This is a genomic window from Nocardioides marinisabuli (assembly GCF_013466785.1).
Taxonomy (GTDB): Bacteria; Actinomycetota; Actinomycetes; order Propionibacteriales; family Nocardioidaceae; genus Nocardioides; species Nocardioides marinisabuli.
Map to the genome: position 1 here is coordinate 2,713,299 of NZ_CP059163.1, position 22,413 is coordinate 2,735,711.

Here is a 22,413-nt window from a genome sequence, read left to right on the forward strand (position 1 = left end):
TAGACTCCACCCCGTGCCGGCCGAGACCTCCCAGACCCTCGACCGTGGGCTGCTGGTCCTCGAGACGCTCGCCGGCTCGGCCGGCGGCCTGACCGTCACCGAGCTCGCCGCGCGGCTCGAGGTCAACCGCACCGTGGTCTACCGGCTGGTCGCCACCCTCGAGCAGCACACGCTCGTACGCCGCGACGCCCGCGGCCGCCTGCACGTCGGGCTCGGCGTGCTGCACCTGGCCTCGGCGGTGCAGCCGGTGCTGCGCGACCTCGCCGGCCCAGTGCTGCGCCGCCTCGCCGAGACCGTCGGCTGCACCGCCCACCTGACCGTCGCCGAGGGCGCCGAGGCGCTCGCGGTCGCGGTGGTCGAGCCGTCGTGGACCGACTTCCACGTCGGCTACCGGGTCGGGACCCGCCACCCGCTGGCCCAGGGCGCCGCGGGCCGGGCCGTGCTGCTGGCGCGCCGCGGGCGCGCGGGGGCGGCGTACTCGGTGACCGAGGGCGAGCTGCAGACCGGTGCCCGCGGCCTCGCCGCGCCGGTGCGCGACGTCGACGGCCTCGAGGCCAGCGTCGGCATCGTCACCCTCGGCACCCTCGACGAGCGGCTGGTCAGCCAGGCCGTCATCGCCGCCGCCGACGAGGTCGCGGCGCTGCTCTCGGGGCGCGAGGGCTGACCCCGCCACCGGCTCGGCTCAGCGCCCGGCGGCGGCCCGGGCCAGCGGCAGGGTCCGGTAGCCCACCTGGGTCGCGAGCGCGATGACGGTGGAGGACCGGGTGATCGCCGGGTGGGCCAGCACCCGGTCGATGACGCGCTGCAGGTCGGCGTTGGAGCCGGCCACCACCCGTGCGAAGAGGTCGCCGGCGCCGGTGATGGTGTGCACCTCCAGCACCTCGGGGATGCGCGCCAGGTGCTCGCCGACCAGGTCGTGGCCGCTGGCGCCGGGGTCCTCGCCGGCGTCGGGCGTGCCCACGTCCTGGCGGATCTCGAGGGTCAGGAACGCGGTGACCGGGTAGCCCAGCGCCGCGGGGGAGAGGTCGGGGCCCCAGCCGGTGACGACGCCCCGCTCGACCAGCTTGTCGAGGCGCGCCTGCACGGTGCCGCGGGCCACGCCGAGCCGACGCGACGCCTCGAGCACGCCGATGCGCGGCTCGTTGCTGAAGAGGTCGATCAACCTGACGTCCAGGTCGTCCACGTGGCGCCTCCTGACTGTGCAACCTGACCAGCGTGTCGGCGTACTGTTGCACACTCTGCCCTGCCCGGCCACGCTGCACCCATGACCACCACGCACGAGACCCCCACCACCGGCGGCGCCCTCACCGAGGACGAGCTGAAGGCCGACCTGACCCTCGAGCAGCTGCGCCAGCTCGTCGGCCTCGTCGAGTACGACGCCAGCAGCGACCCGTTCCCGGTCACCGCGATGGACGCCGTCTGCTTCGTGGTCGGCAACGCCACCCAGACCGCGACCTTCTACCAGCTGGCCTTCGGGATGGACCTCGAGGCCTACCGCGGCCCCGAGAACGGGCTGCGCGACGCCAAGGTCTACGTGCTGCGCTCGGGCAGCGCCCGCTTCGTCTTCGCCGGTGGCGTCACCCCCGACAGCCCGCTGCTCGAGCACCACCGCAAGCACGGCGACGGCGTCGTCGACCTGGCGCTCGAGGTGCCCGACGTCGACCGCTGCATCGAGCACGCCCGCTCGGTGGGCGCCACCATCCTCGACGAGCCCTACGACGTCACCGACGAGCACGGGACGGTGCGGATGGCCGCGATCGCGACGTACGGCGAGACCCGCCACACCCTGGTCGACCGCTCGCGCTACGACGGGCCCTACCTGCCCGGCTTCGAGGCGCGCAGCACCGCCGTGACCCGCCCCGAGGGCCACCCGCGCCGGCTCTTCCAGGCCGTCGACCACTGCGTCGGCAACGTCGAGATCGGCCGGATGGACGAGTGGGTCACCTTCTACAACAAGGTCATGGGCTTCACGAACATGGCCGAGTTCATCGGCGACGACATCGCCACCGACTACTCGGCGCTGATGTCGAAGGTCGTCGCGAGCGGCAACCACCGGGTGAAGTTCCCGCTCAACGAGCCGGCGATCGCGAAGAAGAAGTCGCAGATCGACGAGTACCTGGAGTTCTACGACGGCGCCGGCTGCCAGCACATCGCCCTGGCGACCAACGACATCCTGCGCTCGGTCGACATCCTGCGCGCCAACGGCATCGCCTTCCTCGACACCCCCGACTCCTACTACGACGACCCGGCGCTGCGCGAGCGCATCGGCGAGGTCCGGGTGCCGATCGAGGAGCTGAAGAAGCGCGGCATCCTCGTCGACCGCGACGAGGACGGCTACCTCCTGCAGATCTTCACCAAGCCGATCGGCGACCGGCCCACGGTCTTCTACGAGCTCATCGAGCGGCACGGCTCGCTGGGCTTCGGCAAGGGCAACTTCAAGGCGCTCTTCGAGGCCATCGAGCGCGAGCAGGAGCTGCGCGGCAACCTGTGAGCCCCGGGCCTGCGTCCGTGACCCGCATCACGGACGCAGGCCCCATCCGGTCGTGGGGTGCCACGCGAACCACCTGTGTACGACGCCACAGCCTCGACACAGACAGGGAGTGCACCCATGCGCTCGACCACCAGCACCTTCCGCACCACCCACCGCGCCCGTCGCATCCTCGGGGGCGTCGCAGCCACCGCGCTGGTCGCCCTGCCCCTCAGTGCCTGCGGCACCGAGAACGACACCGCTGAGGCCGCGTCCACCTCGGAGTCCAGCCAGAGCGCCCCGGAGCCCGTCGCGGCCATCGACGCGCTGACCGGCGAGGACACCCAGATCACCCTCGACCAGGGCTTCCTCGACGCGCTGGGCCAGCTCAAGCTGACCCCCGGCACCATCGGCGAGGCCACCCTCGAGGGCGCCGAGCTCTCGTTCCCGATCACCGGCGGCAACGTGACGGTCTTCGAGCCCGGCACCGTCTCGCCGTACGTCATCGGCCAGCTGCAGCACGTCAGCTCCGGGCTCTCGCTCAGCGCCGGCGACACCACCGTGCAGCTCGAGAACCTCAACGTCGACCCGGGCGTCTCGCGCGTCTACGGCGACGTGTCGGTCAACGGCAAGACCGCCGTCGAGAGCGCGTTCCTCTTCCAGCTCGACGGGCGCACGCTGAACCCGCTCCAGGTCGAGGACGGCCAGGCGGTCCTGGAGGGCACCGAGGTCAAGATCTCGGAGCCCGCCGCCGGTCTGCTCAACGACACCTTCGGCACCGACGCGGTCAAGCCCGGCCTGCTCGTCGGCGTCGCGGAGATCACGGTCGACCTGCCCGCCTGAGGCACGACCCATCCGCGAGGGGGGACGGTGACGAACAGTCACCGTCCCCCTTCTGCTCCCTCCGAACGGATCTCCCCATGGCTCTGCGCCCGTCCTCCCGTCACCTGCGCCGGCTCGCCGCCGGCGCCGCCGTGCTCGCCCTCGCCCTGCCCCTGTCGGCCTGCGGCGACGACGCCGACGCCTCCGGCGGCGGCGCGCCGCAGCCGGTCGCCGAGATCGAGGCCGTCAAGGGAAAGACCACCGCGATCAAGCTCGACGAGGGCTTCGTCGAGGCGCTCGGCAGCCTCGGGCTGACCCCGGGCGTCACCGGCGGCGCGCGCCTGGTCAAGGGCTCGCTGGTCTTTCCGATCAGCGGCGGCAACGTCTCGGTCTTCACCCCCGGCGAGGTGTCGCCGTACGTCATCGGCCAGCTGCAGCACGAGGGCTCGGGCCTGACCCTCACCGCCGGCGGCACGACCGTGCGGCTGAGCAACTTCAACGTCGACCCGGGCGTCTCGCGCGTCTACGGCGACGTGGCGGTCAACGGCGAGACTGCCGTGACCAGCGCCTACCTCTTCCGTCTCGACGGGCGCACCCTGCAGGACCTCACGACCATCAAGGACGGCCGCTTCGCGGTGCTCGAGGGCACCAAGGTCTTCATCTCCGACGTCGCCGCCGGCCTGCTCAACGACACCTACGGCACCAAGGCGGTCACCGACCAGCTGCTCGTGGGCATCGCCAAGATCACCGTCAACACGACCTCCGCCTGAGGTCCGCCTGAGGTCCGCCTAAGCCCTGCCGCTGGCGCGCCACCCGCGCCGGCGGCAGGATCTCGCCCATGAGCACCCGGATCGCCCTCCTGCGCGCCATCAACCTCGGCGCCAAGCGGAAGTTCCCCCGCGACGACGTCGTGGCCGCGGTGACCGCTGCCGGGTTCTCCGACGTCGAGACCTACCTCAACACCGGCAACGTCCGCCTGACGACGTCGATGCGCTCCACCCCGCGCATCGAGGCGGCGCTCGAGGCGGCCTTCCTGGCCGACCGGGGCTTCGAGGTGCCGACCCTCGTGCTGACCCCCGAGGAGCTGCGCGAGGTCGACGCGGCGGCCGCCGCGCTGGACCACGACGGGCACCACTACGTCACCCTGCTGCGCGACCTCCCCGACCCCCAGGCGCTCGCCGCCCTGCAGGAGCGGGCCGGGCCGGGGGAGCGCGTGGTCCTCGGCGGTCGCGCCGTGCACCTGCTGGTCGGCGCCGACGGCGTGCACGGCACCCGGCTGGGCAACGCCCTCGTCGAGAAGGTGCTCGGCACCGTCGCGACCACCCGCAACCCGACCGTCGTACGCACGATGGTCGAGCGGTGGTGCTGAGTCAGGGCACGGCGGGGGCCACGACCTCCGGCTCGCGCGCCAGGTCGCGGACGCTGCGCGAGAGCAGGGTCAGCAGCGCCACCGCGGACAGCAGCAGACCGGCGACCAGCATGACCCGCTGCAGCCCGAAGGCCACGGCCAGCGGGCCGGCCAGCAGCTGACCCAGCGGGATCGCCGCGAACGAGCCCAGGGCGTCGTACGAGAACGCGCGCGAGAGCATGTCGGGCGGCACGTTCTCCTGCATGGCCAGGTTCCAGGCGAGCTCGAAGACACCGATCCCGGCGCCGGCCGCGAGCGCGGCCAGCAGGGCGATGCCGAGGTCGTCGGTCAGGCCGAGCGCGACCAGCGGGGCGCCGTAGACGGCCGTGCCGAGCATGCCCCAGAAGAGCGGACGCTCCAGGCGCACCCGCAGCAGCACCAGGCCGGCCACCAGCAGGCCGAGCGCCTCGGCCGACAGGATCAGCCCCCAGCCGCGCTCGCCCAGGGCGGAGCCCTTGGCCAGGGCCGGGCCCAGGGTGAAGAACCCGCCCTGGTGCACCGCGCAGATCATGGAGAAGGCCAGCACGACGATCCACAGCCAGGGCGTGGTGCGGAAGTAGGTCCAGCCCTCACGCAGGTCGGCGAGGGCCGAGGAGCCGGCCGCGCGCACCGGGCGGGGCAGGCGGATGCGCGAGAGCAGGGCGGCTGCGCCGAGGTAGGTCACCGCGTCGACCGCCAGCGCCCAGCCGGGCCCGACCCCGACCACCAGCAGGCTCGACACGGTCGGCCCGGCGACCGCCAGCCCGCCCCCGGCCATCGAGACGAGCACGTTGGCCTGCTGCAGCTGGGCGCGCGGCACCAGCTGGGGCAGCACCCCGGCCAGGGCGGGCAGGGCCGCCGCGGCCGCGACGCCGTTGACGGCGGTGAGGACGACGACGTGCCAGATCTCGGCCCGGTCGGTGATGACCAGGACCGCGATCGCGCCCTGGCTGAGGCCCGCGACCACGTTGGAGGTCTGGATCACCAGCGTGCGCCCGAAGCGGTCGGCCAGCACGCCGCCGGCCAGCAGGAAGACCACCATCGGGATGCTGTGCGCGGCCAGCACCACCCCGAGCGCGGTGGGGGAGTCGCTGATCTGCAGCACCGCGAAGGCGAGCGCCACCGGCGCCATCAGGGCGCCGAGCAGGTTGACGATGCGCGAGGAGAAGTAGAGGCGGAAGTTGCGCTCGCGCAGTGGGGCGAGGGCGCCGGTGGTGCTCATCGCCCGGTCCCGTCGGCCCCGTCGCCCCCGTCGTGCATGCGGAAGGCGAGCGTGGTCGCGCTGACGTGCACCGTGCCCTCGGTGCGCGGCGGCCGGTTGCGCTCGTGCAGCAGCCGGGCGGCGCGGGTGACGAGCTCGAGCGCCTCCTCCCAGGTCGCCTCGTCGACCCAGCCCTCGAGGTCGCTGCTCAGGCCCTGGCTGGCCGGCACCCGCGACCGGCTGCGCCGCTCCAGGTCCTTGCCGAGCGCCCGCAGGTAGCCCGTGGGGGCGCCGGTACGCGCGGGGGCGCCGGCCTCGGGGGGCGTCAGGTCGCGCTCGTGGGGGTAGCGGTAGCGCTTGGCCACGCCCCCGCGGATCTTCTCCCCGCCGTCGACGACCAGCTCGTCGGCGTCGGCCAGCAGCCGCAGGTGGTAGCTGGCGTTGGCGTGGGTCAGCCCCAGCTCGCGCGCCACCTCCGCCGCGCTCATCGCCGTACCCGTCAGCAGCGAGAGGATGCGCAGCCGCATCGGGTGCGCCAGCGCCCGCATCGCCGTGATCTCGTCACCCGTCATACCGACCCTCCAAGAAGTGTTGGACAGTAGTAGACGCCCGCCAGCCCGCGACTGTCAAGCAGTTCTTGGGGGGTGGCCGGCCGAGCGGTCACTTGTGAACCCTCGAGCAGTCACTTCCGACCCGCGACGGGGTGCAGAAGTGACCGGTGGATGGTTCAGAAGTGACTGCTCGGCCGGCCGGGCCCTACTCGCCGCGGAAGACGGGGCGGCGGCGCTGGGAGAAGGCGGCCATGCCCTCGGCGACGTCGCTGGTGCGCATCAGCACGCTCTGGCCGGTGCGCTCGCGCTCGAGGGCGTCCTCGAGGGGGAGCAGGGTGGCGGCGTTGACCGCCTTCTTGGTGGCGGCCAGGGCCAGCGGGGGGCCGGCGGCCAGGCGACGGGCCAGGGTGGCGACCAGGTCGGCGAAGTCGTCGTCGGCGGCCAGATGGCTGACCAGGCCGGCGTCGTAGGCCTCCTGGGCCGAGAGCGGCTCGGCCAGCAGCGCCATCCGCATCGCGCGCGCCCGCCCGACCGCGGCGGCGACGGTGGCCGAGGCGCCGCCGTCGGGCATGAAGCCGATGCGGGTGAAGGCCAGCAGGTACGACGACGAGGCGGCCGCGACCGTGAGGTCGGCGGCCAGGGCGATCGAGCAGCCCACCCCCGCGGCGATGCCGTTGACCGCCGCGAGCACCGGGCGGTCGCAGGCCACGACCGCGCGCACGACCCGGTTGGTGACGTCCATGGCGCGCACGTCGAAGCGCTCGTGGGCGGCCTCGCCGCTGATGTCGGCGCCGGTGCAGAAGGCGGCGCCGGTGCCGGTCAGCACCACCACCCGCACGTCGTCGCGCGCCGGCACGGCCTCGAGCAGGTCGGCCAGCGCCAGCATCATCTCGCCGGAGACGGCGTTGAAGACCTCGGGCCGGTCGAAGCGGGCGGTGAGCACGCCGTCGGCCAGGTCGACGGCCAGCCCCGGCACGCCCTGCTCGGGGGCGGTCCGGTCAGGCGACGTCGACACCGTGGGCCTCCAGCTCGGCGAGGGCCGCCGTGGTCGTCTCGGGGGCCACCCCGGCGCACAGGCCGGTCAGCAGCCGGGTGCCGAACCCGGCGCGCACGGCGTCCAGTGCGGTGGCGCGCACGCAGTGGTCGGTGGCCAGGCCGCAGACCTCGACCTCGGTCACCCCGCGCCCGCGCAGCCAGTCGGTGAGGGAGGCGCCGTCGGCGTCGTGGCCCTCGAAGCCCGAGTACGCCGCCTCGTGGCGTCCCTTGAGGAAGACGGCCTCGAACGGCGTCGGGTCGAGGTCGGGGTGGAACGCCTCGCCGTCGGTGCCGACCTCGCAGTGCACCGGCCAGGACGTGGCGTAGTCGGGGTCGCTCGACCAGTGCGCGCCGGGGTCGACGTGGTGGTCCTTGGTGGCCACCACGTGGTCCCAGTCGGGGGCGTCGGGGCCACCGGCGGCCCACCGCTGGACGAGGGCGTCGACGTCGCGGGCCACCTGCGCGCCCCCGGTGACGGGCAGCGACCCGCCCTCGCAGAAGTCGTTCTGGACGTCGACGACGATGAGTGCTCGCACCATGGGCCCGACCCTAGCCACGCACCGTCGAGGCCGCGTCCACCCGCTCGGTGGGCAGGACCGGGCCGCCGCGGCCCAGCGACTGCGCGGCCAGCGGCAGCTCCTCGCGCGAGGCGTGGTGGCGGGCCCGCGCGTCGGCCAGCGGCTCGCGCCCCACGCCTCGCCGCGCGCACCAGCTCGCGCAGCAGGTCGCGCGCACCCTCGCCCGGCGCCGGGGCCTCGCCGGTGCCCACGACCTCGGCCTCGGCCAGGCCGTCGGCCCCGATCCGGCGGTGCGCCCACTTGCGCCCGCCGTACGACGCCTTCTTGCTGCTGCGCTTGGCCACCGGCTCGAGCCGCCCGTCGCCGCCCTCACGCGCCACGAGCTTGTAGACCATCCCGCAGGTCGGGTGCCCGCTGCCGGTCACCAGCTGGGTGCCGACGCCGTAGCCGTCGACGGGCGCGGCGGCCAGCGAGGCGATCGCGTACTCGTCGAGGTCGCTGGTCACCACGATCCGGGTCTCGTGCGCATCGAGCGAGTCCAGCTGGGCGCGCACCTGGTGGGCCAGCACGGCGAGGTCGCCGGAGTCCAGGCGCACCGCGCCCAGGCCGGGGCCCGCCACCTCGACGCCCAGGCGCACCGCCTCGGCGACGTCGTAGGTGTCGACCAGCAGCGTGGTGCCGACCCCGAGGGAGTCGACCTGCGCGCGGAACGCGTCGCTCTCGCTGTCGTGCAGCAGCGTGAAGCTGTGCGCCGAGGTGCCGGTCGAGGGCACGCCCCAGCGGTGGCGCGCCGCGAGGTTCGAGGTCGCCTCGAAGCCGGCGACGTACGCTGCCCGGGCCGCGGCCACCGCCGCCTCCTCGTGGGTGCGTCGCGAGCCCATCTCGATGCACGGGCGCGCACCGGCGGCGCGGGTCATCCGCGAGGCCGCGGCGGCGATCGCTGAGTCGTGGTTGTAGATCGAGAGCAGCACGGTCTCGAGGAGCACCGCCTCGGCGAAGCTCGACTCGACCACCAGCAGCGGCGAGCCGGGGAAGTAGGTCTCGCCCTCGCCGTAGCCGTGCACGTCGCCGGAGAAGCGGTAGGAGGCCAGCCACGTCAGCGTGCGGTCGTCGACCACGCCGTCGAGCGCGGCCAGCGACTCCTCGTCGAAGCGGAACGACTCGAGCGCGTCGAGCGCCCGCCCGACGCCGGCGAGCACGCCGTAGCGGCGCCCGTCGGGCAGCGAGCGCGAGAACAGCTCGAAGACGCACCGCCTCTCGGCGGTGCCGGCGGCCAGTGCAGCCTGCAGCATCGTCAGCTCGTAGTGGTCGGTGAGCAGCGCGGTCGACCCGGTCACGTGCCCACCCTAGGGATCGGCTGCCGATGCTGTGCAAGCATGGTGGTGTGTCCGCGCCCAGCCCGGTCGAGGTCGAGCCGACCACGACGCCCGACGAGCTCCTCAGCCCCGCCACGCCGTGGGTGACGATCGTGTGGAACGACCCGGTCAACCTGATGAGCTACGTCGCCTACGTCTTCCGCACCTACTTCGGCTACTCCAAGAAGAAGGCGGAGAAGCTGATGATGCAGGTGCACGAGGAGGGCCGCTCCGTGGTCTCCTCGGGCAGCCGCGAGGAGATGGAGCGCGACGTGCAGGCCATGCACGAGCACGGCCTGTGGGCCACGATGCAGAAGGACGACTGAGACGCCGTGAGCGCCTTCGCACGCCACCGCCGCAGCAAGCGGGTCATCGCCACCTTCACCGGCTTCGAGGCCGACCTGCTGCGCTCGCTGGCCTCCCAGCTGGTCGAGCTGCTGCGCAACGAGGCGGCCGTCCCCGACGACGACCGCGACCCGCTCGAGGCGATGATGGACTTCTCGGGCCCCACCACGGCCCCCGAGGACCCGGTCCTGGCACGGCTCTTCCCGACCGCCTACACCGACGACGAGGAGGCGGCCGGCGACTTCCGCCGCTTCACCGAGGGCTCGCTGCGCGACAGCAAGGCGGCCGCGGCCTGCACCATCATCGACACCCTCGAGGAGGCCGGGCTGCCGCCCGAGCTCGACGAGGACGGGCTGATGATCGACGTCGAGCTCGAGCACGACACCGCCACCGCCTGGCTGCGCTCCTTCGCCGACGTGCGCCTGGCGCTGGCGACCCGGCTCGAGGTCGAGGACGGCGACGAGGACTACTGGCTCTCGCTGCCCGAGGACGACCCGCGCTCGCAGGCCCACGACATCTACGAGTGGGTCGGCTACCTGCAGGAGACCCTCGTCGACGCGCTCAGCCACTGAGCGGGGACGTGCCCGTGATGAGCAGGTGGACGGGCGTGCTCGCCGCGGCGGTGGCCACGCTCGTGGGTGCGGTCGCCGCCACCGCGCTGCTCGTCGCCTGGACGGTCGTCGACGACCCCTGCCCGGACTTCGCGAGCGAGGGGCCGATGGTGGCGCCGGCCTCGCCGTACGCGCAGGTGATGTGCGAGCCCGCGGTCACCCTGGCGCCCGACTCGATGAGCCAGGTCGAGGTGCCGCCCGCGCTCGTCGTCGTGCTGCTGGTGGCCCTGGCGGCCGGGCTCGTCGCGGCGCTGCGGTCCGTACGCCGCCCCGCCCGCTCCCGCCGCTCGGTCGCGCTGGGGCTGGCCGTCGTGCTGCTGCTGCCCTCGCTGCTGGTGGTGCTCGCCCAGCACACGCTGCCGCGCGACTGCCTCGGCGAGCGCGCCGGCGGCGACGACCGCGACTGCGCGCGCGACCGCGAGGTCCGCTGAGGCGGGCCCGTGCGCGGCTCGGTCAGCGGGTCGCTGCGAACTCCCTGATGAGCGCTGCGACGTCCGCGTCGAGCCCCGCGCACAGGTCGTCGAGGTCGTCGACCAGGAAGGACCGGGCCCCGCACCAGTCGGACTTCACCACGACACCGTCGACGCACCAGTGGGTGTTGGTCGGGTGCCCGGCGACGACCAGCCGGACGCGCTCGGCCTCCACGACGGAGCCGTCCAGCAGCTCGGTCGCCTCCCGCCCCTGCCTTGTCAGCCGCGCCGGGAGCGCCCCCGCCGCGGGCTCGCCCTCGTCGAACTGCCGGTAGGACACGACGTCCTCCCGGTCCTCGAGCATCCGGGCCAGGACCAGGTGCTCGCCGTAGGCGCCGACCGCGTGGTCCAGCCCCGGTGCGGGCGCCCCGTCCACGTGGACGCTGCCGTCGGGGGCGCGCGTGCCGGCGTGCCGGGTCCCCGAGCCGGGGGCGTCGTACTCGAACCGCCGCCACCGGCGCAGGTCACCGTCGTGCTCGACGCAGTGGTCCACGAGGTAGACCGGCGAGCCCGCGCCCATCCGGAACACGGTGCGGGTGCGCAGGCTCCGCGGCGCCACGTGGCGGAGGATGGCGCCGCAGCGGCCCTCGTCGCCGTCGACGAAGGCGTGGTGCTCGGCCCGCACGACGTCCGCCTCAGACCACGCCGAGGGCCAGCATCGCGTCGGCGACCCGGCGGAAGCCGGCGATGTTGGCACCGGCCACGTAGTCGCCCGGCGTGCCGTACTCCTCGGCGGCCCCGGCGCAGCTCTCGTGGATGCCGGCCATGATCTGGTGCAGGCGCTCCTCGGTGTGGGCGGCGGTCCAGGAGTCGCGCGAGGCGTTCTGCTGCATCTCCAGCGCGCTGGTCGCCACGCCGCCGGCGTTGGCGGCCTTGCCCGGGGCGAAGAGCACGCCGCCCTTCTGGAAGACGTCGACGGCGTCGGGGGTGCAGGGCATGTTGGCGCCCTCGGCGACGGCCAGCACGCCGTTCTCGACCAGGGTGGTCGCGGCGTCGGCGTCGAGCTCGTTCTGGGTCGCGCAGGGCAGCGCCACCTCGCAGGCCACCTCCCACACGTCGCCGCCCTCCACGAACCGGGCGCCCTCGCGCTCGTCGGCGTACGCCGAGATGCGGGCCCGGTCGACCTCCTTGACCCGACGCAGCAGGTCGATGTCGAGGCCGGCCTCGTCGACGACGTAGCCCGAGGAGTCGGAGCAGGCCACCACCTGCGCGCCGAGCTCGGCGGCCTTCGCAGCGGCGTAGATCGCCACGTTGCCCGAGCCGGAGACCACGACCCGGCGCCCCGAGATGCCCTTGCCGGCGGCGGCGAGCATCTGCTCGGTGAAGAACACGGTGCCGTAGCCGGTGGCCTCCTTGCGCACCTGCGAGCCGCCGTACGCCAGGCCCTTGCCGGTCAGCACGCCCGACTCGTAGCGGTTGGTGATGCGCTTGTACTGCCCGAAGAGGTAGCCGATCTCGCGCTCGCCGACGCCGATGTCGCCGGCCGGGACGTCGGTGTACTCGCCCAGGTGGCGGTAGAGCTCGGTCATCAGCGACTGGCAGAAGCGCATCACCTCGCCGTCGCTGCGACCCTTGGGGTCGAAGTCGGAGCCGCCCTTGCCGCCGCCGATCGGCATGCCGGTCAGGGCGTTCTTGAAGACCTGCTCGAAGCCGAGGAACTTCACGATCCCGAGGTAGACCGAGGGGTGGAAGCGCAGCCCGCCCTTGTAGGGGCCGAGCGCGGAGTTGAACTCGACACGGAAGGCCCGGTTGACCTGCACGACGCCCTTGTCGTCGACCCACGGCACCCGGAAGATCAGCTGGCGCTCCGGCTCGCAGATCCGCTCGATGACCGACTGGTCGGCGTACTCGGGGTGGCGGCGCACCACGGGGGAGAGGGTCTCGAGGACCTCGAGGACCGCCTGGTGGAACTCGCGCTCACCGGGGTTGCGAGCCAGGACCGTCTGGTAGTGGTCGTCGAGGACGGGATCGAGGGAGGCCATGCCCGCACCCTAGGAGATGAGTGGCCGGCGCGTGCGCCACCATGGGGTGGTGCCCATCCCGGACTTCGTCGTCGAGCTGCGCCGCATGGTCGGCACCCACCAGCTGTGGCTGCCCGCCGTCACCGCCGTGATCGTCCGCGACCGGCCCGGCGAGCAGGCCGGCACGCGGGAGGTCCTGCTCACCCTGCGCGCCGACAACGGCCGCTGGGCACCGGTCACCGGCATCCTCGACCCCGGCGAGGAGCCGGCCGTGGCCGCGGTGCGCGAGGCGCGCGAGGAGACCTGCGTCGACATCGAGGTCCAGCGCCTCGCCTCGGTGAGCGTGAGCCCGCCGATCACGCACGCCAACGGCGACCTCGGCATCTACCTCGACCTCACCTTCGCCTGCGCCTGGACCGGGGGAGAGGCCGCGGTGGGCGACGACGAGAACACCGAGGTGCGCTGGTGGCCGGTCGACGCGCTGCCCGAGATGAGCCCGTGGCTGCTGGAGCGGGTGCACGCGGGGCTCTCGGGCGAGACCGCGACGGCCTTCCGGACCTGACCCCCTAGGCTGGTCCGGTGCTGAGCATCGACCAGAGGACCTACGACGCGATCGTCGCGCACGCCAGGCGCGACCATCCCGACGAGGCGTGCGGCATCGTCGCCGGCCCCGAGGGCAGCGACCGGCCCGAGCGCCTGGTCGAGATGGTCAACGCCGCGGGCAGCCCCACGTTCTACGAGTTCGACTCCACCGAGCTGCTCGAGCTCTACAAGGAGATGTGGGACAAGGACGAGGAGCCGGTGGTGATCTACCACTCCCACACCGCCACCGAGGCCTACCCCAGCCGCACCGACATCGGTCTGGCCAGCGAGCCCGGCGCCCACTACGTGCTCGTCAGCACCCGCGAGTGCGGGAATAACGAGGGCCCTGTGGAGTTCAGGTCCTACAGGATCGTGGACGGCGAGGTGACCGAGGAAGAGGTCGCGGTCGTCGACGCGCTGCCCTGAGGCGGCCGATCCCAGCACGACCCTGCACGAGTCTCACCACCAGCAGCACGATCCCCCGAAGCAGATCCCCGAACGAGCTAGGAGCACCTGTGTCCATCGAGGTCCGTATCCCGACCATCCTGCGCACCTACACCGGAGGCGAGAAGGCCGTGAACGGTGACGGTGCCAGCCTGAGCGCCCTCATCGACGACCTCGAGGCCCACCACCCCGGCATCAAGGACCGCCTCGTCGAGGACAAGAACGGCAAGGACGACCTGCGCCGCTTCGTCAACATCTACGTCAACGACGAGGACGTGCGCTTCATCGGCGGCCTCGAGGCCCCGCTGAGCGACGGCGACCAGGTCGTCGTGCTGCCCGCCGTCGCCGGCGGCTGCTGAGCGGCTCGCTGTGACCGGGCGTCGCACCTTCGTCATCGTCGACGGCGAGAACATCGACGCGACGCTCGGCAACTCGCTCCTCGGGCGTCGACCGACCCCCGAGGAGCGGCCCCGCTGGGAGCGGGTGACGACGTACGCCGAGCACCTGTGGGGCCAGCCCACCCAGGGCCTGTTCTTCCTCAACGCCTCCAGCGGCCAGCTGCACACGCCGTTCGTGCAGGCGCTGCTGGCGATGGGCTACCGCCCGGTCCCGCTGTCGGGCGGGAACGACGTGAAGGTCGTCGACGTCGGCATCCAGCGCACGCTGGAGGCGATCGCCCAGCGCGGCGACGACGACCCGGTCGACGTGCTGCTGTGCAGCCACGACGGCGACTTCGCGCCCCAGGCCGGAGCGCTGCTCGACGCCGGCCACCGCGTGGGCCTCGTGGGCCTGCGCGAGTTCATGAGCACCGCCCTGACCGGCCTGGGTCTCGAGGTGCACGACCTCGAGGACGACGTCGCCGCCTTCCTCTCCCCGCTGCCGCGGGTGCGGATCATCCCGCTCGAGGAGTTCGACCCGGCCTACTTCCTTCGCTGAGGAGCCTCCGCCACACCATGCGCTACGACAACCTGCTCGCCTCCGTCGGCGGCACCCCGCTCATCGGGCTGCCGCGCCTCTCGCCGAGCCCCGACGTGCGCCTGTGGGCCAAGCTGGAGGACCGCAACCCCACCGGCTCGATCAAGGACCGCCCGGCGCTGCGGATGATCGAGGAGGCCGAGCGCGACGGCACGCTGCGCCCGGGCTGCACGATCCTCGAGCCGACCAGCGGCAACACCGGCATCTCGCTGGCCATGGCGGCCAAGCTCAAGGGCTACCGGATCGTGTGCGTGATGCCCGAGAACACCTCCGAGGAGCGGCGCCAGCTGCTGCGGATGTGGGGCGCCGAGATCATCTCCTCGCCCGCCGCCGGCGGCTCCAACGAGGCCGTGCGCGTGGCCAAGCTGACCGCCCAGGAGCACCCGGACTGGGTGATGCTCTACCAGTACGGCAACGCCGCCAACGCGCTCTCGCACGAGGACACCACCGGTCCAGAGCTGCTCGCCGACCTGCCCGAGATCACCCACTTCGTGGCCGGCCTCGGCACCACCGGCACCCTGATGGGCACCAGCCGGTTCTTCCGCCGTGCCAAGCCCGAGGTGCGGATCGTGGCCGCCGAGCCGCGCTACGGCGAGCTCGTCTACGGGCTGCGCAACCTCGACGAGGGCTTCGTGCCCGAGCTCTACGATGCCGACCTCATCGACTCGCGCTTCTCGGTCGGCCCGCGCGACGCCGTGCGCCGGGTGCGCGAGCTCCTCGAGCTCGAGGGCATCTTCGCCGGCGTCTCGACCGGCGCGATCCTGCACGCCGCCCTGGGTCAGGCCGCCAAGGCCGTCAAGGCCGGCGAGTCGGCCGACATCGCCTTCATCGTCTGCGACGGCGGCTGGAAGTACCTGTCCACCGGCGCCTACGAAGGCACCGTCGACGACGCCGAGGACGCCCTCGAGGGCCAGCTCTGGGCCTAGGGGTCCAGCCCCGGCCCGCCACCCAGGTCGGCGGCCTGCGAGCGCACCAGCGTGGGGTCGCCGGCGCCCGGGACGTCCATCAGCTCGGTCATCATCCGGCAGGCCGCGGCCAGGGTCTGCTGCACGTAGTCGGCGGCGCGCACGTGGTCGCCCAGCTGGCCGGCGTACAGCGCCGCGGTCAGGCCCTGCACCACGTTGTCGTTGATCTCGGAGGCCTGCCGGCGGCGCTGCTGGACCTCGCCGAGCCGTCGGGCGGCCTCCTCGCGCTCCTGCTCGGCCAGGACCCGCTCGGTGACGTCGATGCAGGTGCCCCGGAAGCGCAGCGGGGTGCCGCTGGCGTCGCAGACGACCTGGCCGTTGCTGGAGAGGTGGCGCACCTCGCCGTCGGGGCGCACGATCCGCTCGAGCATCTCGTAGGGCTCGCCGGTGGCGTAGGCGTGGCGGTGCACCTCCGTGACCCGCTCGCGGTCGTCGGGGTGCACGTGCTCGAGGAAGACGGCGTACGACGGCTCGATGCTGCCCGGCTCGTAGCCGTAGATGCGGTAGAGCTCGTCGGACCAGGTGTTGGTGTCGGTGGCCACGTGCCAGTCGTAGTCGCCCATCGTGGCCAGCCGCTGCGCGTTGTCGACCCGGGCCACCAGGTCGGCGAGCTGCTGCTCGGCGAGCCGACGGGCGGCGCGCTCCTGCGCCAGCTGCTCCTGCAGCGGCTCGGTGGGGTGCTCGTGGGCGGTCATCGCCCCCACTGTGCGCCGTCGCGGGCCGTCGCGCGGCCCCTTCGGGCCAGATTTGTCCGACGGCACCCGCGACCGCGCGGGGGCTCGTACGCTGCCGGGATGAGCCCCGCGCCCGACCTGCCCCGCGGCGTCGCGGTGCTGGTGGCGCTCCTGCTCGTCGTGCTGCCGGCCGCCCACAGCGCCGCCGATGACCCGGAGCCCGAGCCCGGCCCGACGCTGAGCAACCAGGCCCCGCCGCGGGTGGTGGGGGAGACGACGTACGGCAAGCGGCTGCGGGCCGAGCGCGGCACCTGGCTGCACAGCGACCCCGAGGCCGAGCTCCGCTTCACCTACCGCTGGCTGCGCGACGGGGAGCGGGTGCGCGGCGCGCGCGAGCAGACCTACCGGCCCGGCCTCGACGACCTGCGCCACCGCCTCGCCGTCGAGGTGACCGCCCACGACGAGCAGGGCGCGCGGGCCCGCGCGGTCTCGGAGGAGACCGGCCCGGTGCGTCGCGCCGACCTCGAGCCGCGCTCGGCGCCGCGGGTGCTGGGCACCCAGCGCTTCGGGCGGGTCCTGCGCGGCGACGCCGGGCGCTGGAGCAGCCGGCCGACCCGGGTGCGCTGGACCTGGCTGCGCGACGGCGAGCCCGTCGCTGGGGCCCGGGCCCGCAGCCGCGCGGTCGCCCCCGGCGACGTCGGTCACCGGCTGCGCGTGCAGGTGCGCGTCGACGCGTCCGGCCACCGCCCCGCGACGGCCACCTCGCCGGTCACCGCGCCGGTGCGCCACCGCGTCGACCTGCGCCGCACCGTGGCCTACAGCATCGCGACCCGCGGGCGCACCACCACGCCGGTGCGCGACTTCGCGCGCCTGGCCCAGCAGACCTTCGACGACCCGCGCGGCTGGCGCGGCGCCGGGGTCGGGTTCCGGCGGGTGGCCGAGGGCGGGGCCTTCACGCTGGTGCTGGCCGAGGCCGCCACGCTGCCGTCCTTCCACCCGGTCTGCTCCACGCAGTACAGCTGCCGGGTGGGGCGCTACGTCGTCATCAACCAGGACCGCTGGCGCACCGCCACCGCGCCGTGGAACGCCGCCGGCGGCAGCCTGCGCGACTACCGCCACATGGTCGTCAACCACGAGACCGGCCACTGGCTCGGCCTCGGGCACGGCTCCTGCCCCGGCGCCGGGCAGCCGGCGCCGGTGATGCAGCAGCAGTCGAAGGGCCTGGGCGGCTGCCGCTTCAACCCCTGGCCGCTGGCGGGCGAGCGCGATCGGGTCTGAGCCCCGGGTGGTGCCTCAGGAGGCGGCGACGTCGAGGTCCTGCTCGTCGTTCATCTGCGAGCCCGGCACCGGGCCCAGCCCCAGCAGGTCGAGCGAGAGGTTGGCCAGGTCGCCGTTGCGCACCGGCTGGCGGGCCCGGCCGTAGCCGGGGCGCCCGTCGCCCGGGTCGCGGTAGTCGGGGTTGAGGTCGTAGAGGTCGCCCGCCGCCACGCCCGGCCCCCAGACCACGAACGGCACCGTGTAGTTCACCGCCCGCCGGGCGTCGTCGTGCCGCAGGCCGGTGCCGCCGTGGTCGGAGGTCAGCACCACCCGCACGCTGCTCGCCAGCCGCGGCTCCGACTCCACCCGGGCCAGCAGCCGGCCCACCAGCCGGTCGGCCTCGCGCACCGCGTCGTCGTACGCCGTCGACCCGAAGCCGTGGGTGTGCCCGGCGGCGTCGGGGTCGGGCAGGTGCACGAACGTGAACGCCCGGTCCTGGCGCGCGAGGTCGCGCCCGGCCCGGCGCACCAGCCTGGGCGGGTCGGCCTCGAGCACGAACCGGTCGACGGCGCGCGGCCAGGAGCGCTGGAAGAGGGTGAGCTTCTGCTTGGCGACGAAGAGCGCCACCTCGCCGCCGCCGCGGTGCACCTCGCTGAGGACCGAGCGCACCGGGCCCCCGGCGGCGCGCCGCACGGTGCTGCCGGGGCGGTGCTCGTTCCAGGTCACGCCGTGGCCGCCGCGCGCGGCGTCGACCCGGCGCCCGGTCAGCTGCGTGGTGTGGTCGGGCAGCGTCTCGGTGCGCTGGCGGGCGGTGCGGGCGTTGAGGGTGCCCGCGCCCTCGGCGAGCAGCCGGTGCAGGGTCGGGGTGCCCTCGGGGCCCAGCCGCTCGACCACGTCGGGGCGCAGCCCGTCGACCGAGATCGCCAGCACCCGCGGCTCGGGGATCTCGGCGCTCGACGGGGCCGGGACGACGCGCGGCGCGGGGTCCGAGCGGGAGCAGGCGGCGGCCGGGGCGACGGCGAGCAGGACGGCCAGGGCGGGCGCGACGAGGCGGCGTACGAGCACGCGGCGACCGTACCCGCCGCGCACCCGCTCGGCTCCGTGCGCGGTCTCCCGCGACCGCCGGGCGACGTGACCTGCCTCGCGCCTGCGTGCGGACGCGAGGATCTGCGCCTACCCTTCACCCGTGCCGCCAGAGTCCGCCCCGCCGTCGAAGGACGCCCCGATCGGGATCTTCGACTCCGGGTTCGGCGGGCTGACCGTGGCCCGCTCGGTGATCGACCAGCTGCCCCACGAGTCGGTGGTCTACCTCGGCGACACCGCTCGCCAGCCCTACGGCCCCCGGCCGATCGGGCAGGTGCGGGAGTACGCGCTGGAGTGCCTGGACCACCTCGTCGAGACCGGGGTCAAGGCCCTGGTCATCGCCTGCAACTCCGCCAGCGCCGCGATGCTGCGCGACGCCCGCGAGCGCTACGACGTGCCGGTGGTCGAGGTGATCTACCCCGCGACCCGCCGGGCGGTGGCGGCCAGCCGCAACGGGCGCATCGGCGTGATCTGCACCCGCGCGACCGCCGAGTCGATGGCCTACGACGACGCGTTCGCCGCCGCCCCGCACCTCGAGCTCAGCACCCGGGCCTGCCCCCGCTTCGTCGACTTCGTGGAGGCCGGCGTCACCGCGGGCGACGAGCTGCTGGAGGCCGCGCACGAGTACCTCGACCCGCTCAGCGAGGCCGGCGTCGACACCCTGATCCTGGGGTGCACCCACTACCCGCTGCTGACCGGCATCATCTCCTACGTGATGGGCGACGGCGTGACCCTCGTGAGCTCGGCGGAGGAGTGCGCCAAGGACGTCTTCAAGATGCTCGTGGTCAACGACCTGCTGCGCGAGGGCGGCGAGCCGCGCCACACCTTCCTGACCACCGGGGAGCCGGAGGAGTTCGCGGCCGTCGGGCGGCGCTTCCTGGGCCCCGAGATGGCCGCGGCCACCAGCCTCGCCGGGAGCCTGGCGTGAGCACCCGGCCCAGCAGCCCGCCCAGCCCTCGCCCCAGCGTGCGCCTGACCGTCGTGGGCTGCTCGGGCTCCTACCCCGGCCCCGACTCGCCCGCCTCGTGCTACCTGCTCGAGGCCGAGCACGACGACGGCAGCGGCCCGCGCACCTGGCGGGTCGTCCTCGACCTCGGCAACGGCGCCCTGGGGGCGCTGCAGCGCTACGCCGACCCGCTGGCCATCGACGCGGTGCTGCTGAGCCACCTGCACGCCGACCACTGCCTGGACATGTGCGGCTACCACGTGCTGCGCCGCTACCACCCGAGCGGCCCGCAGCCCCTGCTCCCGGTCCACGGGCCCGCCGACACCGCCGACCGCCTGGCGCGCGGCTACGACCTCGAGGTCGACCCCGGCATGCGCGAGGAGTTCGACTTCCGGGTCTGGGGCGAGCCGGTGCGGATCGGGCCCTTCCACGTGCGCGCGGTCCCGGTCGACCACCCCGTCGACGCCTTCGGGCTGCGGATCACCGTCGGCGACGTCACCATCGGCTACTCCGGCGACACCGCCCCCTGCGCTGGCCTCGACGAGGTGGCCGACGGTGTCGACCTGCTGCTCGCCGAGGCGTCGTTCCGCGCCGGCGACGACAACCCGCCCCACATCCACCTGACCGGCACCGACTGCGGCGACGTCGCCCGGCGTGCCGGCGTCGGACGCCTGGTGCTCACCCACGTGCCGCCCTGGTTCGACCCCGCCGACGCCCTCGCCGAGGCCACCGCCGTCTTCGACGGCCCCACCGTCCTGGCCACCCCCGGGGCGGTCTACGAGCTCTGAGGCCGGCTGCATGAGTCCCCGGTCAGCCGGGGACTCCTGTACTTGTCAGGTGTTGCAACCCCTGACAAGTGCATGAGTCACCGGTCGACCGGGGATTCATGCACGGCGCCACGCCGGGTCGAGGTGCGCGACCGGCCCCGGTTCGGGCAGGGTGAGAGCCATGATCATCGTGGATCACCTCACCAGGAAGTACGGCGGCTTCACCGCCGTCGACGACGTCAGCTTCACCGCGCAGCCGGGCCGGGTCACCGGCTTCCTCGGCCCCAACGGCGCCGGCAAGACCACCACCATGCGGGTCATGGTCGGGCTGACCCCGGCCACCAGCGGGTCGGTGACCATCGGTGGGCACGCCTACCGCGACATCCCCAACCCCGGGCGTCACGTCGGGGTGCTGCTCGACGCCTCCGCCCAGCACGCCGGCCGCACCGGCCGCGAGGTGCTGACCATCGGTGCGCGCACCATGGGCCTGCCCGACAGCCGGGTCGAGGAGATGCTCGAGCTGGTCTCGCTGACCGGCCCGGAGTCCAAGCGCCGGGTCCGCAACTACTCCCTGGGCATGCGCCAGCGCCTCGGCATCGCCCACGCGCTGCTCGGCGACCCGTCGGTGCTGATCCTCGACGAGCCCGCCAACGGCCTCGACCCCGCCGGCATCCGCTGGATGCGCGGCCTGCTCAAGGGGTACGCCGACCGCGGCGGCACGGTGCTGCTCTCCAGCCACCTGCTGCACGAGGTCGAGCAGATCGCCGACGAGATGATCCTGATCGGGCGGGGCCGCGTCGTGGCCCAGGGCGACAAGAAGAGCCTGCTCGAGGGCCAGGCGGCCAGCTCGATGGTCACCGCCACCGACAACGCCCGGCTGGCCGAGGTGCTGCGCGCCCAGGGGGTCGCGGTGTCGACGGCCGGGGAGGGGCTGCGGGCCGACTGCGCCACCGTCGACGTCGGCCGCGCCGCGGCCGAGCACGGCATCGTCCTGACCGACCTGCGCAGCGGCTCGGCCGGGCTCGAGGACCTGTTCCTCGAGCTGACCGCCGGCACCCAGCGCGAGGGCCACCCCGCCGCCGCCACCCAGCAGAGCCAGCCGACCCAGCAGGGAGCCCCCGCATGAGCGCCACCACCGCACCCGTCCCCGGCACCCCCGGCATGATCGACATCAGCTCCACCCCGCGGGTCCCGCTCGGCCGCCTGGTCTCGGTCGAGCTGCGCAAGAGCCTCGACACCCGTGCGGGGCGCTGGTTCACCGGCTCGATCGTGGCGCTGTGCCTGGCGATCGTGCTGATCTTCGCGCTGATCGCCGACGGGGTCGGCCTGACGTACGGCGACTTCCTGCTCGTCTCGGGCAGCGTGCTGGGCTACTTCCTGCCGATCCTCGTCATCTTGATGGTCACCAGCGAGTGGAGCCAGCGCACCGGCCTGGTGACCTTCACCCTCGAGCCGCACCGTCCGCGCGTGGTGGCCGCGAAGTTCCTGGCCGCGCTGGTGCTGGGCGCGGGCCTGATCGTGCTCGCCGCCGTGGTCGCGGCCCTCGGCGTGCTGGTCGCGGGCGCCGACTGGAGCGTCGAGACCGGTCTGCTGGTCAACGGCTTCGTGGTCGCCAACCTGATCGGCATCCTGCTCGGCTTCGCGATCGCGATGCTGCTGATGAACACCCCGGCCGCGATCGTCGCCTACTTCATCTACACGCTGGTGCTGCCCATCGCCGTGGGCATCCTCGGCGCGTTCCAGGAGTGGTTCGCCGACCTCGCGCCGTGGATCGAGTTCAACACCGCGCAGGCCACCCTCTTCGAGGGCGACTACGTGCCCACCGGCGAGGAGACCGCCCAGCTCGTCACCTCCGGGCTGATCTGGCTGGTGCTGCCGCTGGTGCTGGGCCTGCTGCGCCTGCTGCGCGCCGAGCCGAAGTAAGTCTTCACCCGGTCGTCGCCCCGACGTCGACCAGCCGCGGCCCCCACGTTCCTCGCGCAGCGAGGGTGGGGGCC

The 22,413-nt window shown here is 73.7% G+C and carries 27 protein-coding genes and 1 pseudogene; 18 read left to right on the forward strand and 10 right to left on the reverse strand.

Annotation, left to right across the window (positions count from 1 at the left end; all coding sequences use genetic code 11):
- The first annotated feature begins 13 nt into the window (after positions 1–13).
- Positions 14–664: an IclR family transcriptional regulator gene (locus H0S66_RS12955; protein ID WP_179615750.1), complete on the forward strand. Its 651-nt coding sequence runs from the start codon at positions 14–16 to the stop codon at positions 662–664.
- 18 nt (positions 665–682) lie between these two features.
- On the opposite strand, the gene H0S66_RS12960 is transcribed toward H0S66_RS12955, so the two are convergent.
- Positions 683–1,183 (reverse strand): Lrp/AsnC family transcriptional regulator, encoded by a 501-nt coding sequence (locus tag H0S66_RS12960; protein ID WP_179615751.1) that lies wholly within the window; start codon positions 1,181–1,183, stop codon positions 683–685.
- An 81-nt stretch (positions 1,184–1,264) separates the two neighbouring features.
- On the opposite strand from H0S66_RS12960, the gene hppD reads away from it, so the two are divergent.
- From hppD to H0S66_RS12980, 4 genes are all read left to right on the forward strand, one after another.
- Entirely contained in the window at positions 1,265–2,491 is a 1,227-nt protein-coding gene (gene hppD / locus H0S66_RS12965; protein WP_179615752.1) for a 4-hydroxyphenylpyruvate dioxygenase, read from the forward strand.
- Positions 2,492–2,608: 117 nt separating this feature from the next.
- Positions 2,609–3,310 carry a hypothetical protein gene (locus H0S66_RS12970; RefSeq protein WP_218876320.1) on the forward strand — a complete coding sequence of 234 codons (702 nt, stop codon included), beginning with the start codon at positions 2,609–2,611 and terminating at the stop codon, positions 3,308–3,310.
- A gap of 77 nt (positions 3,311–3,387) precedes the next feature.
- Positions 3,388–4,059 carry a hypothetical protein gene (locus H0S66_RS12975; protein ID WP_179615753.1) on the forward strand — a complete coding sequence of 224 codons (672 nt, stop codon included), beginning with the start codon at positions 3,388–3,390 and terminating at the stop codon, positions 4,057–4,059.
- A gap of 68 nt (positions 4,060–4,127) precedes the next feature.
- Positions 4,128–4,658, forward strand: coding sequence for a DUF1697 domain-containing protein (locus tag H0S66_RS12980; protein ID WP_179615754.1), 531 nt, complete (start codon positions 4,128–4,130; stop codon positions 4,656–4,658).
- Position 4,659: 1 nt separating this feature from the next.
- On the opposite strand, the gene H0S66_RS12985 is transcribed toward H0S66_RS12980, so the two are convergent.
- From H0S66_RS12985 to H0S66_RS13005, 5 genes and pseudogenes are all read right to left on the reverse strand, one after another.
- Entirely contained in the window at positions 4,660–5,898 is a 1,239-nt protein-coding gene (locus tag H0S66_RS12985; protein WP_179615755.1) for an MFS transporter, read from the reverse strand.
- The gene (locus H0S66_RS12990; RefSeq protein ID WP_179615756.1) at positions 5,895–6,449 is read right to left on the reverse strand and encodes a helix-turn-helix domain-containing protein; all 555 of its coding nucleotides are present in this window, start codon (positions 6,447–6,449) and stop codon (positions 5,895–5,897) included. Before H0S66_RS12990 ends, H0S66_RS12985 begins: the two co-directional genes overlap by 4 nt.
- Before the next feature lie 184 nt (positions 6,450–6,633).
- Positions 6,634–7,443: an enoyl-CoA hydratase-related protein gene (locus H0S66_RS12995; RefSeq protein ID WP_258016900.1), complete on the reverse strand. Its 810-nt coding sequence runs from the start codon at positions 7,441–7,443 to the stop codon at positions 6,634–6,636.
- Complete coding sequence (locus tag H0S66_RS13000; RefSeq protein ID WP_218876321.1) at positions 7,427–8,002, reverse strand: isochorismatase family protein; 576 nt, start codon at positions 8,000–8,002, stop codon at positions 7,427–7,429. The genes H0S66_RS12995 and H0S66_RS13000 overlap by 17 nt, the downstream gene beginning before the upstream one ends.
- A 10-nt stretch (positions 8,003–8,012) precedes the next feature.
- Positions 8,013–9,273, reverse strand: a pseudogene (locus H0S66_RS13005) (nicotinate phosphoribosyltransferase).
- 92 nt (positions 9,274–9,365) lie between these two features.
- On the opposite strand from H0S66_RS13005, the gene clpS reads away from it, so the two are divergent.
- From clpS to H0S66_RS13020, 3 genes are read left to right on the forward strand one after another with little or no spacing between them, the layout of a single operon-like run.
- Positions 9,366–9,662: an ATP-dependent Clp protease adapter ClpS gene (clpS, locus tag H0S66_RS13010; protein ID WP_258016901.1), complete on the forward strand. Its 297-nt coding sequence runs from the start codon at positions 9,366–9,368 to the stop codon at positions 9,660–9,662.
- A 6-nt stretch (positions 9,663–9,668) separates the two neighbouring features.
- Entirely contained in the window at positions 9,669–10,253 is a 585-nt protein-coding gene (locus H0S66_RS13015; RefSeq protein WP_179615758.1) for a DUF2017 domain-containing protein, read from the forward strand.
- 17 nt (positions 10,254–10,270) lie between these two features.
- Complete coding sequence (locus tag H0S66_RS13020) at positions 10,271–10,723, forward strand: hypothetical protein (protein ID WP_179615759.1); 453 nt, start codon at positions 10,271–10,273, stop codon at positions 10,721–10,723.
- Positions 10,724–10,745: 22 nt separating this feature from the next.
- On the opposite strand, the gene H0S66_RS13025 is transcribed toward H0S66_RS13020, so the two are convergent.
- Together H0S66_RS13025 and gdhA are read right to left on the reverse strand one after the other, a co-directional pair.
- A complete protein-coding gene (locus H0S66_RS13025; protein ID WP_179615760.1) occupies positions 10,746–11,387 on the reverse strand; it encodes a hypothetical protein in 642 nt (213 codons plus the stop codon).
- Between the two features lie 10 nt (positions 11,388–11,397).
- On the reverse strand, positions 11,398–12,744 hold the full coding sequence (gdhA, locus tag H0S66_RS13030; RefSeq protein WP_179615761.1) for an NADP-specific glutamate dehydrogenase: 1,347 nt from the start codon (positions 12,742–12,744) through the stop codon (positions 11,398–11,400).
- A 49-nt stretch (positions 12,745–12,793) separates the two neighbouring features.
- On the opposite strand from gdhA, the gene H0S66_RS13035 reads away from it, so the two are divergent.
- From H0S66_RS13035 to H0S66_RS13055, 5 genes are all read left to right on the forward strand, one after another.
- Positions 12,794–13,285, forward strand: coding sequence for an NUDIX hydrolase (locus H0S66_RS13035; protein WP_179615762.1), 492 nt, complete (start codon positions 12,794–12,796; stop codon positions 13,283–13,285).
- 17 nt (positions 13,286–13,302) lie between these two features.
- Positions 13,303–13,731 (forward strand): M67 family metallopeptidase, encoded by a 429-nt coding sequence (locus H0S66_RS13040; RefSeq protein WP_179615763.1) that lies wholly within the window; start codon positions 13,303–13,305, stop codon positions 13,729–13,731.
- An 89-nt stretch (positions 13,732–13,820) separates the two neighbouring features.
- Complete coding sequence (locus H0S66_RS13045) at positions 13,821–14,108, forward strand: MoaD/ThiS family protein (protein ID WP_179615764.1); 288 nt, start codon at positions 13,821–13,823, stop codon at positions 14,106–14,108.
- A gap of 10 nt (positions 14,109–14,118) precedes the next feature.
- A complete protein-coding gene (locus H0S66_RS13050) occupies positions 14,119–14,685 on the forward strand; it encodes an NYN domain-containing protein (protein ID WP_179615765.1) in 567 nt (188 codons plus the stop codon).
- A gap of 17 nt (positions 14,686–14,702) precedes the next feature.
- A complete protein-coding gene (locus H0S66_RS13055; protein ID WP_179615766.1) occupies positions 14,703–15,650 on the forward strand; it encodes a PLP-dependent cysteine synthase family protein in 948 nt (315 codons plus the stop codon).
- On the opposite strand, the gene H0S66_RS13060 is transcribed toward H0S66_RS13055, so the two are convergent.
- Positions 15,647–16,384 (reverse strand): PAS domain-containing protein, encoded by a 738-nt coding sequence (locus H0S66_RS13060; RefSeq protein ID WP_179615767.1) that lies wholly within the window; start codon positions 16,382–16,384, stop codon positions 15,647–15,649. The genes H0S66_RS13055 and H0S66_RS13060 overlap by 4 nt on opposite strands.
- A 99-nt stretch (positions 16,385–16,483) precedes the next feature.
- Here H0S66_RS13060 and H0S66_RS13065 point away from each other — a divergent pair, with 99 nt between their 5' ends.
- The gene (locus H0S66_RS13065) at positions 16,484–17,641 is read left to right on the forward strand and encodes a DUF3152 domain-containing protein (RefSeq protein ID WP_179615768.1); all 1,158 of its coding nucleotides are present in this window, start codon (positions 16,484–16,486) and stop codon (positions 17,639–17,641) included.
- Positions 17,642–17,656: 15 nt separating this feature from the next.
- On the opposite strand, the gene H0S66_RS13070 is transcribed toward H0S66_RS13065, so the two are convergent.
- Positions 17,657–18,685 (reverse strand): alkaline phosphatase family protein, encoded by a 1,029-nt coding sequence (locus H0S66_RS13070; RefSeq protein ID WP_179615769.1) that lies wholly within the window; start codon positions 18,683–18,685, stop codon positions 17,657–17,659.
- Positions 18,686–18,806: 121 nt separating this feature from the next.
- Here H0S66_RS13070 and murI point away from each other — a divergent pair, with 121 nt between their 5' ends.
- The 4 genes from murI (at position 18,807) to H0S66_RS13090 (ending at position 22,339) form a co-directional block, all read left to right on the forward strand.
- Positions 18,807–19,631 carry a glutamate racemase gene (murI, locus tag H0S66_RS13075; RefSeq protein WP_179615770.1) on the forward strand — a complete coding sequence of 275 codons (825 nt, stop codon included), beginning with the start codon at positions 18,807–18,809 and terminating at the stop codon, positions 19,629–19,631.
- Entirely contained in the window at positions 19,628–20,437 is an 810-nt protein-coding gene (locus tag H0S66_RS13080; protein WP_258016902.1) for an MBL fold metallo-hydrolase, read from the forward strand. Before murI ends, H0S66_RS13080 begins: the two co-directional genes overlap by 4 nt.
- Positions 20,438–20,597: 160 nt before the next feature.
- Positions 20,598–21,542, forward strand: a complete 945-nt coding sequence (locus tag H0S66_RS13085; RefSeq protein ID WP_179615771.1) for an ABC transporter ATP-binding protein — start codon at positions 20,598–20,600, stop codon at positions 21,540–21,542.
- On the forward strand, positions 21,539–22,339 hold the full coding sequence (locus H0S66_RS13090) for an ABC transporter permease (RefSeq protein ID WP_179615772.1): 801 nt from the start codon (positions 21,539–21,541) through the stop codon (positions 22,337–22,339). Before H0S66_RS13085 ends, H0S66_RS13090 begins: the two co-directional genes overlap by 4 nt.
- Positions 22,340–22,413 lie beyond the last annotated feature (74 nt).